The organism is Prevotella heparinolytica, from assembly GCF_004342845.1.
In the GTDB taxonomy this organism is placed as follows: Bacteria; Bacteroidota; Bacteroidia; order Bacteroidales; family Bacteroidaceae; genus Bacteroides; species Bacteroides heparinolyticus.
The window spans coordinates 99,071-111,928 of record NZ_SLXB01000007.1; the positions used below are offsets into that span (position 1 = coordinate 99,071).

A 12,858-nucleotide genomic window follows, 5' to 3' on the forward strand; every position below is an offset into this window, starting at 1 on the left:
TTTACTTACCTTTGCACCTGATTTCTGAATAAAAGGCTTTGAATATCAATGATTTTTCATTATTGAAAGTTCAAAGAAAACTATGTTCCGGGAAGAAATCGCTGTTGAAGGGCAGGCCCGGATAGTACTAACCAAAACCGCGTTACATGAAATATGTAAAATGGATTTTTGTTGTATTACTGATAAGTTCCTTGACTTCTTTTGTAGAAAAAGACAAATCTACCGGAGGTTTGAATGTGGGTGACATGGCCCCGGATTTTAAAATCCAATCCATGTCGGCTGGGCAATCGCAAATCGACCTTTCAGACTTGAAAGGCAAGTATGTGTTGCTCTGTTTTTGGGCAAGCTATGATGCGCAATCCCGGATGCAAAACGTAAGTTTAAGCAATGCGCTCCGCTCTGCTTCCCGAAATAATGTAGAAATGGTTTCTGTCTCATTCGACGAATATCGTTCAATCTTTGAAGAAACCATTCGTAAGGATCAAATAGCTACGCCCACTTGTTTCGTGGAAACTAAAGGCGAATCTTCCGGCCTTTTCAAAAAATATCGTATAAGCCGTGGATTTACCAGCTATTTATTGGATGATAATGGTGTGATTATTGCCAAAAACATCTCTGCTTCGGAACTTTCTGCTTACTTGAATTAAGCGAAGCATTTGCTTTTATTGCTTGATAATTTGTAAGATGAAAGTGGGAATGTTCTCTCGAAACCGTGTTTTCAACGGAAAGAAAGAGAGTGAATAAAAGAGGAAAATGAATACAACAAAAGGGACTGTCCAAAAAATCGGATAGTCTCTTCATTGTTGCATATTAAACATAACGTTGATTACAAAAGAAATAAATTTGTATTTAGATCTGGCCATATACAACCAATAATGGCGTATCAGAATGAAAAATCATTTTTCTGGCAATACCAGGATTAAATAAGCGAGAAAATATATTTCTTTTATAGGAAGTCAATGTGATAATATCAATATGATTGTTCCTTATATAATGCTCTAAGTGACTAAGTAAATCATCATTTGTTACAATGTCATAGTGAAATTCTTGTTGTGGATATTGTTTTTGAAAATATTCCTTAATTCCTGCCAGTTTAATTTCAGTCCAAGCATCTTGCACTTCCGAAAGATGAATCAAAGATATAGAAACATTAAATGGTTTCAAATAATTAATAAAGGAATCAAGAACTATTAAATCTCGTTGATCAAAATTAGTAATAAAAGCAATTCGCTTAGCTTCAGTAAATCGTTTGAATGGAATATTTTCAGGAATGGCAAAGACGGGTATATGACTACGTTCAATGACTTCAGCCGTCACGCTGCCAATCAAATCAAAATCTTTCTGATTTTTGCCACGAGTACCCATAACGATAATACGTGGTCTGTATTCTTTAACATATCGTAATATTTCTTCCTCCGGAATGCCTTCACGTAAAACGCAGGAGTACTTGATATCAGGAAATTCTCCGGAAATAACTTTCTCTTTCACTTTAGCAGACAATGCTTTTAAATCGGCATGAACTTTCTGCAAGATATTTCTCACATTTTCTTCATCGCTTAGCTGATAGTTAAAAATATCTCCGTAAGGTAGAGATGTTGCATATATCGGAGTAAAATAGACATGCAACAACACGGCTTCAGCATCTATATTCTGAGCTAGGTTAAAGCCAAACTCGCATGCTTTTAAAGAATAACCAGAGAAGTCTACCGGAATCAATACTTTATTATTATTTTTCTCTATTTTAGGGGTCTTTCCCCCTACTACTTCTTCTGATAACCATGATGAACTTTCTGTGATTCTCAAGGCATGAGGTAAGTCACTCTCTTTGATGCGTACACGAACACCTGAAGAAACGACCGGTTGTATTTGATTTACATTGTGGATATAGGTTTCTATACCCTCATTTTCAAGTACATTCTTTAGAATCTGAGCTTTGACGTAGGTCAGAATGGCTAATGTTACTAATTTATCTTCCATACCTTATTGTTTTTAAGAGGGTAATCAGATTAACCCGTTGATGTTTTTTCTTCTTTGACAAATAAGAAATCCCAACTGTTTTAGCAATTGGGATTATATACTTCTTTCTTAGACTTGAATGGGCTCTGTAGCTTTATCAGCCATTTCATCCAATATTTTTAAAGCACGTTCCAATACTGTAGTGTCATCAATCATAACTAATCCGCCATCCGGCCCAGGCTCCAAGTGAATTCCAACACTTTTCCCTTCTTTAAAATTATGTCCGCCGAAAAAATTTCTTACTGTATCAACATTCAGTCCTAATTCATCAGCGATTCTATGCATGCTTCCGGTGGGTAATGAGTCCTTAATTTTACGTAATTCATTAAATGTTATTGTTCTCATATTGATAAATTTAATGGTTAATATTCTTTTACTCTTTTATTATTACGCTATAAACTTAAGGAAAAAAAAAGATAAAACAAATTATTTCCTTATCTTTTTTCAAAAAGCGATCAGTTCCTAAGAAGAGAATATCATACTTCGCTGGTTGACAACATCAGCTTTTTATCTTAGAGAGCAATCAGAAAAGATGGAAAATGAAAAAAGAACAATTAAATCCCTTCTATTGTAATATTAGGCACCCACCCGACTTTACCATCTTCCAAACGAATTTCTTTCCATTCGCGCATGGAATTATCCTTTATTTCAACCTTGCACCCTTCATGAAGAATAAATAATCCCACACCACTTTCACTAGGTGTACTACGCACCGTGACGCTGGGTACCAATACAATAGCATCGTTACGCTCAGTCAATTGATGTTTCTGTTGCGCTGCAAAGACATTGCTCAAAATAACCAGCACCAACCAAACACATCCAGCAAAGAAAGTCACTTTTTTCACAATAATCTGCTTTGAGAAAAAGAAAAGAGAACATGATACAAGTAACAATATAAAAAACATAATTCCTAATTTGGCCCATGCATCTACATTAAGCATATTTATCAATGATTTAGTCCACATCACAAAAAATATTTCCGGAACCGGAACAATCTTATCAACTGTCTTTGCACGCGCTATCTCCAGATTGGCCTGAATATCCGCATTTCCGGGCTGCAACAACAAAGCACGTTCGTAATTCAAAATAGCTTTGGCTATATCATCCGTCTTATAATAACTGTTCCCAAGATTATAGTATACTTCGGCCGCTTCCCCCTTCTTCAATAGGTTTTCATAAATTTGAATGGCAGAAACATAATCATTTCGCATATAAGCACTATCTCCTTGGAGCTTTGTAACATCGCCTCCTTGTTTTTTAGCTGAAAAATCAGCATGAGAATCGACTGAAAGGGAATCATTGGGAACTTGCAATGTATCTTTTGCTAGATTCTGGCCATAAGTAGCCAATGTTATAACACAACTAAGAGCTAAAAATAATATCTTGTTCATTATCATATCCTCCCGATTAACGTTTAATTGAGTTTTCCATTTTACTGATAAGTTTCAGTGAAGCCGAATAAACCTTATCCATAGCTTGATTGTCGTCGCCTGGAGCGAAGTGGGCAAACTCACATTCGTTCAGTGTCTCCAAAAACTCCTTTATCAGGACATCATCGACACCATAATTGCGCAGTTCCTCTTCGATATTGTCTTTAGACAAGCGAGACACCGGAATATTCAGTTTGTCACTGATATAGCCCCAAAGAGCTTTCAGTACTTCATCATAGAATGCATCTTTTTTATTATCAGTCAGTAATTTACCAGCCTGCTTCATTCGTTTTACAGCAACTTTATTGGCTTTTTTTGTACGCATACCCGCAACATTGGCATTAGCAGCTATCTGTTTACGATACACAATAAAGAACACAATAAATGCAATACTCGGCACCAAATAGAACAACCAATATATCAAGGAACCAAAAAAGAAATCGCCTCTTTGAGACAAATGAACATCATTCTGTTTAATAAAGCGAATATCTTCATTCAGCACTTTCAGGTCTTCTTTATTTGTGAAATTAGCAATAGTTTGTTCTGCGTTGCCGGCACCTTTTTCCACATGAAGTACATACTCTTCTGTTCTCAAAGTCTTATATGAACGAGTATTAATATCAAAATAGCTGAATGTTACGACAGGAATCTTATATGTTCCGGCATTACGCGGAATGGCCAAGTATTCAATCACTTTACTACCGGAAAGTCCTGAATTTGTCAGGCGAAATTTATTGTCAACTTTCGGATCGTAAACTTCAAAATCCTCAGGAAATTTGATTTCCGGATTGGACAACAATTTCAGATTACCCGTACCTGAGATAACAAGTTTCATCGTGACTGCATCATTTGTTTTGACATTTATACTGTTAATGGAAGAAGTGATATTGAACTCTCCCACTCCTCCTGAAAAATCCGTAGGTTTACCTGCTGGCAACGGTTTCACATCAATCGTCATTTGAGGAGTCAGAATTGCTTTTTTAACTTCCACGTAGTTGCTTCCTCCATTGAAGAACGCTTCAAAGGGATCGGATACCTGTGTTGCCTTGGCTATGGAAGCATCGAAACGGGCGGCATCTATCGTCAGTTTACCTGATTGCTGCGGAAACAACACGAACTGGCGATAGATTGTTGTTTGATAGTTCCGGCCTTTATAATGTTCCAGTCCCCATCTCCTGTCATTTGGAAGTTCCACTTCCTGAGAATGGAATCCCTTAAAATCTGGAAGTTTTACGTTGTCGAACATACGCAAATCAACCAGCGTATATATTTTATATGTCAGCAAGAAGGCTTCCTGCTCATATACTGTGGTCTTACTGGCAGTGGCAGTAATAAACAAGTCTGTATTTGATACCGATGTACTTGAAGAAGCACGACTGGCTGTACCTTCACTTTGTTTACCATTATTTCCTGAAGCTCCGTTAGCAGCCTGATCTGCCGGAATCACTTTCACACGTACCGAGTTTGAAACCAATTGATTGCCGTCAGCAATAATGGTCGCACCCGGAATGGAAAAGTTTCCTTCCGAAGTTGCCATCAAGATGTAAGTAAATGTAATGCTGCTCGTTGAAGTTGTCTGCCCATTAATTATTTGCACACTGCTTTGTTCCGAACGACTGGGTCCCATCAATACATCAAATCCTTTCATGGACGGAGCACGAAAGTCTCTTACTTTCTGGGTAGTCACTGTATACGACAATCTGAACTGGTCTCCTACTGCCACTACATCTGGGACGGATGCAGTAAATGAGACTTTACCATCAGCAAAAAGCTTCATGCTGACTGTTATCAGCATTATCCATAAGAAAACAATTTTTCTCATATAGAATTTCTTCATAATATTTGTTACCAATCTTTTTCCAAGCGACTACCCTGAATGACCTGTTGTTTTTTCACCTTATCTTGTACATCCTTTTCATCCTGCATAATCGAGTTCAACAGCTGCTCGGCATTCTCCTTGGACATCTCATTCTCTTTTTTCTCCGGTTTTGCAGGTGATTGCTGCTGTTGTTCTTGATTCTTATCTCGATTTTGATCCTGCTTTTGTTTCTCCTGTTCTTTCTGTTGTTCGTTTTTATCCTGATTCTGATTTTGGTCTTGATTCTGCTGATCATTCAGCATCTTCTGGGCCAATGCAAGATTATAACGCGTTTCATCATCTTTCGGGTTGTTGCGCAAAGACTCCTTATAAGCTTCCACTGCTTTAGCATAATCTTTCTGAGAATGGAATATAACGCCCATATTATGATAAATCTGTGATAATTTTGACTTATCCTTTTCTATTTTAGTAGCTGTCACATATTGCTCCATGGCTTCTTTGAGTTTATTCTGATGAGCCAGCGTATTCCCTAAATTGAACATGGAAACGGTCGATTTAGGATTAACCTCCAAAGCTTTCCGATAATTCACTTCGGCATTCACATAAATACTATCTTTAAAAAAGCGGTTTCCCTTACGGATAAAGTCTCGTTCCGCTTTCTGGGCAGAAACAGAGACTGCCAAAAACAACAAGGAAAATATTCCGATATACTTTTTCTGTAACATACGCATCATTTCTTATTGGAGAATAAATGAACATTGCGAAACAAAGGATTCTTACGTTCCAATATCAGCATTTCAATCAACAGCAATAATAAAATAATCCATGCTATTGCCTGAAACTGCTCATTAAATTCCGTATAGACCTGCGTTTCCACATCTGCTTTCTCCATTTTATCAAGTTCCCGACTGATGGCCTTTTGTGCTCCATTTGTATTGTCTACACGTACATATATACCATTTCCCGCTTGGGCAATCTCCTGACACATTTGTTCATTCAAGCGGGTTACAATGACATTACCATCCCTATCACGACGATAATCATTCGTTCCTTCTATCGGAATCGGAGCACCTTCGGGCATACCTACCCCCAATACATTTACCTGAATGCCCTTCTCCGCAGCAGCCTTTGCAGCTTCCACCATACCACCTTCATGATTTTCACCATCGGTAATCACAATGATAGCTCGTCCCACTCCTTCTTGTGGATTAAAACTGCGAGTAGCTAAACTGACAGCTGCTCCAATAGCCGTTCCTTGTTTGGATATTAATGAAGGATCTATGGATTCCAAAAACATTTTGGCAGAAATGTAATCGCTCGTAATAGGTAACTGCGTAAAAGCATCGCCGGCAAAGACTATCATGCCTACTTTATCATTCTGCATCTTATCGACCAATTGTGCCACCAATCGTTTCGCCTTCTGCAAACGGCTTGGCTGTACATCTTGTGCCAACATGGAGTTAGAGATATCTAAAGCAATCATGACTTCCACTCCCTGACGTTTCACCGTTTCCTGTTTAGAACCGAATTGCGGACGAGCCAGTAATACAGCAAATAATCCGATAGCAGCAAATACCATCCAGAACTTTACATCCGGACGATACTTGGAGACATCGGGCATCAATTGTGCCATCAACTCTGGATCACCAAACTGGCGAATGGCTCTCTTTCTTCGATAATTGGAGTACAAGTAGAAAGCTGCCAGCAGAGGCAATAATAACAAGATGTACAAATATGCAGGTTCTTCAAATCGAAACATTTCTTTATTTACTATTTTACGATTTACTATTTACCACTTTATATCTAAAAATTATGGAATCTTCTTCAAAATAGAATTACGTAACAAAACTTCCAGTAATATGCATAGGAAGGCTACCAATGCAAACCAGCGAAACTCTTCCTTGCGTTTACTGTATTCCTTTACATTCAGTTTTGTTTTTTCCAATTTATCTATCTCTTCATACACTTCTTTCAGCTTCGAGTTGCTGGTTGCACGAAAATAATTACCCTCGGTGGTCCCGGCAATCTGTGTCAAGGTCTTTTCGTCAATTTCAACTGGCATATTTACATACTGAACGGTTCCGCCTACCGGATAAGGATATGGTGCCATCCCATTGCTTCCCACACCAATAGTATAAACACGAATACCAAAACTCTTGGCAATCTCTGCAGCCGTCAAAGGAGAGATATCCCCTTTATTATTAACACCATCCGTTAACAGAATAATCACTTTCGATTTAGCTTTACTATCTTTTAAGCGGGTAACGGCATTGGCAACTCCCATTCCTATAGCGGTTCCGTCTTCAATCAGCCCGCATTTCATGTCTTTAAGCAGATTCAACAACACCGTATGGTCTACCGTCAGCGGACACTGCGTAAAACTTTCTCCGGCAAATAAGGTTATGCCGATATTATCATTCGGACGGCCATTAATAAACTCCGCCGCTACATCTTTAGCCGCTTCCAGACGGTTTGGTTTCAGGTCTTCGGCCAACATACTGGTCGAGATATCCATAGCAAGCATTATATCAATCCCCTCAATCTCACTGTTTTGCCAGCTATCAGTAGTTTGTGGGCGCGACAAAACTATAATAATCAATATCAAAGCTATGATGCGTAGCATAAACGGAACATGCAGCAAATAGTTCTTATAGCTTTTGGGAGTATGGGCATATACACGAGCATCCGAAATCTGAAGCGTGGCTTCATTCTTCTTCCGTCTCATGATATACCATACTATATAAGGTATAAGCAACAGCAGCAAAAACAAATATTCAATATTGGCAAAAACCATATTCATTTACTATTTTAACCATTTACAATTTACGATTGAAGCTCTTTCAGCCGCTAAGCAAAATAATTGTACAACTCCAACCCTATATATATCAATGAACCGACTATTGCAGAAGCCAATGCCGTAATACCTACACCAAGCATTATTTTAGTACGCAAAGAACGTTTCTCAATGATGGTTATCTCAGTGGGCTGTGGTTTGGCATTTTCGTCTTCTTTCTCCTTGGTTTCATTTATGAATTCAATAGCATTAATCAAATTAGCATCATTCTCATTCATCAATGGATTATGCTTGGCAAATTTCACCAAATCAGCTGTCCGGAATAAATCACGCAAATCCGATATAGCCTCTTTATCTTTCATTTCCAATAGTTTATCTATAATTTCGGAAGAAGTCATTTCTAAGGCACTGAAACCAAAGCGATTCTTTATATATGTACGAAGGGCGTCTGTTAGTTCCGTATAGTACTCCTTCGATTCCCCTTTCTGCCAAACTTTCTCATTTTTTATGCGTTCCATTTCCTGCATAGCCAATTGATGGGGAGGCAACTTCGGCTCTACTTTTATTTTACGGATAATAGGCTTATTGTCGAAGAAACGTTTAATCAGATAAACAAGCAATATACTCAACAGAATAATCAGCAGCGCACAAACTATAAATCCATACCAATCTTCCCAAGCAAAAGATGGTTGCATCACGGTCTTAGGCCCGAAAAATTGCTCCGGGTTCTCCGCATCCAAAGGCACATTCACCGAATATACTTTCAGTGCCAACGCTTTAGAAGCATATTTCTTGTTATCTACCGTCACTTCCATAGGAGGCAGGTAATAGAGAGCCGAATCAAACGAAGTAACCGTATACTCTTGGGTAATCAATGCGCGTTTACCGCCATTCAGCAACTGTGTGTCCGGCTTGGCCACATCAATAATCTCTACTCCTCTTACCAACGTATCGGTGTACACCGGAAAGATGGCGCGCTTGTTGGCATCCAAAGACACTTGAAGTTTTATCTTTGCTTGTTCTCCGATAAGAATCTGCAAAGAGTCAATTGTAGCATCCACCGTCACCGACTGAGCTGTCGTCTTGCCGGTCAATGCCATCAGCAACGTTATCAGAAATAAATATCTTTTCATTTTCCGATTAATTTCGTTTAGCAAACAAGTTCATCAAAGCCTTGACATAATCCTGATCAGTACGCACCGACACATTATCAACATTGCTTTTAGTAAACGTTTCGTTCAGTTTCGCCTGTTTGTTACTCCACCATTCATGATGAGCACGACGAACGGCACGCGAAGATGTATCGATCCACTGTTCATGCCCTGTTTCAGCATCTTTGATTTTCATCAGACCTACTGCCGGCAACTCTTCTACACGTCGGTCGTAAACCTGAATGGCCACTACATCGTGCTTTCGGTTGGCAATAGTCATAGCGTTTTGAAAACTTTCCTCATCAATAAAATCCGATAGGATAAAAGCGGTGCAGCGGCGTTTCATCACATTGGTGAGATATTCCAACCCGAGGTGGATATTCGTTCTGCGGCTTTCTGCCTGGAAATCCAGCAGCTCACGTATAATGTATAGTATATGTTTACGTCCTTTCTTGGGAGGAATAAACTTCTCTATCCGGTCTGAAAAAAAGATAACGCCGATTTTATCGTTATTCTGGATGGCCGAAAAGGCAAGAGTTGCGGCAACCTCCGTTACCATATCCTTCTTCATCTGCTTTACTGTTCCGAATTCCAGACTACCGGAAACATCGACCAGCAACATCACCGTCAGTTCTCGCTCCTCTTCAAACACTTTTACGTAAGGCTTGTTGAAACGAGCGGTAACATTCCAATCAATGTCGCGTATATCATCACCAAATTGATATTCACGCACTTCGGAAAAAGCCATTCCCCTACCCTTAAAAGCCGAATGATATTGTCCGGCAAAGATATTATTGGATAATCCGCGCGTCTTTATTTCAATCTGACGGACTTTTTTTAAAAGTTCTGTTGTCTCCATTGATTTCTACATCTCATTAACCAAAAACTCGAAACCTCCTGAAAGAAAGTTCTTGCTTTTTCATCCGCACTTTCAAGCTACACATCTGTACATCAAGGCACTTCAACCTTATTCAATATCCTGCTGACGATTTCGTCCGAGGTCATATTATCGGCCTCCGCCTCATACGTCAAACCGATACGATGACGCAATACGTCGTGTGCCACGGCACGTACATCTTCCGGAATCACATAACCGCGACGCTTGATAAACGCATAGCTACGGGCTGCCAATGCCAAATTAATAGAGGCACGAGGCGATCCTCCGAAACCAATCATTCCTTTCAACTCTTTCAAATCATATTTTTCAGGATAACGTGTGGCAAATACGATATCAACAATATATTTTTCAATCTTCTCATCCAAATAAACCTGGCGAACAACCTTACGAACCTCTACAATCTCATCTGCTTTCAAAATCGGCTTTACACTAAATTTATCGCCATTGATGTTTTGACGGATAATCAGTTTTTCTTCTTCCAGCTTCGGATAGTCGATTACTACTTTCAACATGAAACGGTCTACTTGCGCTTCGGGCAGCGGATAAGTACCTTCTTGTTCGATCGGGTTTTGCGTCGCCAGTACCAAGAACGGTTCGGGCAGGCCGAAAGTCTCTTTACCGATAGTGACCTGACGTTCCTGCATGGCTTCCAATAATGCACTCTGCACCTTGGCAGGAGCACGGTTTATTTCATCGGCTAATACAAAATTGGCGAAAACAGGACCTTTCTTCACTTGAAAGGTTTCGTCTTTCTGGCTGTAGACCATTGTTCCTATAACATCGGCCGGCAACAAGTCGGGCGTAAACTGAATACGGCTGTATTTAGCATCTATCAACGATGCCAGTGTTTTGATTGCTAATGTTTTTGCCAAACCGGGCACACCTTCCAACAATACATGTCCATCAGACAACAACCCGATTAACAACGACTCTACCAAGTGCTTTTGTCCTACGATGACTTGGTCCATGCCCGTGGTAAGATTGGTAACGAAAGCGCTTTGTCTTTCAATCCGCTCATTCAATTCGCGAATGTCAATTATTTCAGCCATAAATCAAATTATTTTTTGTATTTAACTTCTTCCTTTTATCCGGTTTCTAAAACCGGTATTTAAATTCGCTCCCAAAAGTACAGTAATAAATTAACCATACCAACTAATATTTATTAAAAAACGATTTGAAACCTTTAGATTAAACTACTTTCATAGAGTTTAGTATTTAACAAAAAAAGAAGCAGTACATTTACTGCTTCTTAGCCAATTTGGGAATCTTGATAATAGTACCATAAGGTACATTATCCGGATTCTTGATTACATCCGAATTATGCTTCACGATATAAGGCCAAAGAGCTTTTGTCCCATAAAAGCGCAATGCTATTTTGGTCAATGTTTCTCCTTCCTTGACTGTATAAACGGTTTCCGTTCCAACAATTTGATAGCCTACGGAATCCGGCTCAAAAGGCACGGAGGCCTTTGGTTTTTCTTTTACCGAAACCGATTCCGATATTATCTCCTCTTTTGCAACAGGATTCGCTGTTGATGCAGCCACAGCTATTTCTATAGTATCCGTTCGGCTTATCTCTTCAGTAGAATCCCTTAGAGTAATACTGTCAGGCAATGCTGCATTGTTCTTATTGGCAGAATCATCTGTTTGGGGCTTCTTTTTTTCCTCTACCAAGGGTTTAGTCACCAGTTTATCAAGTAGGTCAGGCTGATATATGAAGACTACAGCAGCTCCACACAATAATATCACCAAAACAACGATACCAATGAAATATTTCATGGTTGAAGCGTCAGAGGCATCTTTCTTATCTGTTACAACATCTTCATTTGTTACAGCAGCTATTTGAGGGATATTAGCTTCTCCGGTAGGAATGTCCTTCTCAAGATCATTTATCTCTTCAGGCGTGATAGCTGTTCCTGGAGATACAGAAACCGATTCAGCAAAATCTTCCAACATAGGGGTGGAAATAACTTGTGACACTTCAATCATGTCAGTTTCCGCCCCATCGGCTTCCTCCTCATTCTCATCCTCCAATGGCATATCTTCAAAGACGATTTCATCATTCAGAGGCACCGATTCAAAATGAGAAAAGGGTTTGTTTACTACATCCTTCAGTGCTGAATCCGGTGTAAATGAAACTTTAGTATGACCTTGAATTTCAAACCTTTCTCCTGTATTTACATTGACACTCTCACGGCTTCCTACCCCTATCAGTTTAAAAGTACCCAATCCTTTTATTTTCACATATTTGTCTGTTTCCAACGCTTCCTCTATCAGCTGAAAGAATTCTTTCACAAAGCCATCGGCATGCTTCTTGCTCATACCATGCTTTTCGGCAAGCATATCAATCAAGTCCTGTATATTCAGTCTTTTATTCATAACTCGGAATTAATAAAGGGCAACTGTTTAAACTTTTCTTTTAACAGCGTACTGGGTTTATAGGTCAACACTAATTTAGGAGGTACCAGCATACGTTGTTTGGTATTCGGATTGACAGATATACGTTCTGCCTTCTTCTTTACTTCGAATGTTCCAAACGTCTGTATAGAGACAGCATTTCCTTCCTCCAATTGCCTTGTCATGTTCGACAGCAATGAAGCAATCAAATCAGAAGTATCCTTCAAAGTGTACCCCAATCTGCGTGATAATTCGGAAATAAACTCTTTATTATTCAAAATGCCTGCTTTAAAATAAAACACTTTGCTATATTAGCAAATCCTCTCCATATATGCAAGATGCTCAAGAAAAAT

13 protein-coding genes are annotated in these 12,858 nt (G+C 39.1%); 1 reads left to right on the forward strand and 12 read right to left on the reverse strand.

From position 1 onward, the window contains the following. Window positions 1-146: 146 nt before the first annotated feature. Window positions 147-647, forward strand: a complete 501-nt coding sequence (locus EV202_RS05500; protein WP_131925959.1) for a TlpA family protein disulfide reductase — start codon at window positions 147-149, stop codon at window positions 645-647. A gap of 202 nt (window positions 648-849) precedes the next feature. On the opposite strand, the gene EV202_RS05505 is transcribed toward EV202_RS05500, so the two are convergent. The 12 genes from EV202_RS05505 to EV202_RS05560 form a co-directional block, all read right to left on the reverse strand. Then, window positions 850-1,977 carry a universal stress protein gene (locus EV202_RS05505; RefSeq protein WP_106068767.1) on the reverse strand — a complete coding sequence of 376 codons (1,128 nt, stop codon included), beginning with the start codon at window positions 1,975-1,977 and terminating at the stop codon, window positions 850-852. A gap of 108 nt (window positions 1,978-2,085) precedes the next feature. After that, window positions 2,086-2,361, reverse strand: coding sequence for a DNA-binding protein (locus EV202_RS05510; RefSeq protein ID WP_106068768.1), 276 nt, complete (start codon window positions 2,359-2,361; stop codon window positions 2,086-2,088). Window positions 2,362-2,570: 209 nt separating this feature from the next. Continuing rightward, window positions 2,571-3,413, reverse strand: coding sequence for a tetratricopeptide repeat protein (locus EV202_RS05515; protein WP_106068769.1), 843 nt, complete (start codon window positions 3,411-3,413; stop codon window positions 2,571-2,573). Window positions 3,414-3,423: 10 nt separating this feature from the next. Continuing rightward, a complete protein-coding gene (locus EV202_RS05520; RefSeq protein ID WP_106070461.1) occupies window positions 3,424-5,268 on the reverse strand; it encodes a BatD family protein in 1,845 nt (614 codons plus the stop codon). Window positions 5,269-5,291: 23 nt separating this feature from the next. Then, a complete protein-coding gene (locus tag EV202_RS05525) occupies window positions 5,292-5,999 on the reverse strand; it encodes a tetratricopeptide repeat protein (protein WP_131925961.1) in 708 nt (235 codons plus the stop codon). After that, window positions 5,996-7,024 (reverse strand): VWA domain-containing protein, encoded by a 1,029-nt coding sequence (locus EV202_RS05530; RefSeq protein WP_131925963.1) that lies wholly within the window; start codon window positions 7,022-7,024, stop codon window positions 5,996-5,998. The genes EV202_RS05525 and EV202_RS05530 overlap by 4 nt, the downstream gene beginning before the upstream one ends. A 51-nt stretch (window positions 7,025-7,075) precedes the next feature. After that, a complete protein-coding gene (locus tag EV202_RS05535) occupies window positions 7,076-8,059 on the reverse strand; it encodes a vWA domain-containing protein (RefSeq protein WP_131925965.1) in 984 nt (327 codons plus the stop codon). Between the two features lie 53 nt (window positions 8,060-8,112). Continuing rightward, window positions 8,113-9,192 carry a BatD family protein gene (locus tag EV202_RS05540; protein ID WP_131925967.1) on the reverse strand — a complete coding sequence of 360 codons (1,080 nt, stop codon included), beginning with the start codon at window positions 9,190-9,192 and terminating at the stop codon, window positions 8,113-8,115. Window positions 9,193-9,199: 7 nt separating this feature from the next. Further along, window positions 9,200-10,069, reverse strand: a complete 870-nt coding sequence (locus EV202_RS05545; RefSeq protein WP_106068773.1) for a DUF58 domain-containing protein — start codon at window positions 10,067-10,069, stop codon at window positions 9,200-9,202. A gap of 92 nt (window positions 10,070-10,161) precedes the next feature. Then, window positions 10,162-11,157, reverse strand: a complete 996-nt coding sequence (locus EV202_RS05550) for an AAA family ATPase (protein ID WP_106068774.1) — start codon at window positions 11,155-11,157, stop codon at window positions 10,162-10,164. Window positions 11,158-11,347: 190 nt separating this feature from the next. Beyond that, entirely contained in the window at window positions 11,348-12,487 is a 1,140-nt protein-coding gene (locus tag EV202_RS05555; protein ID WP_125239540.1) for an HU family DNA-binding protein, read from the reverse strand. Beyond that, window positions 12,484-12,783, reverse strand: a complete 300-nt coding sequence (locus EV202_RS05560) for an HU family DNA-binding protein (RefSeq protein ID WP_106070463.1) — start codon at window positions 12,781-12,783, stop codon at window positions 12,484-12,486. The genes EV202_RS05555 and EV202_RS05560 overlap by 4 nt, the downstream gene beginning before the upstream one ends. Window positions 12,784-12,858 lie beyond the last annotated feature (75 nt).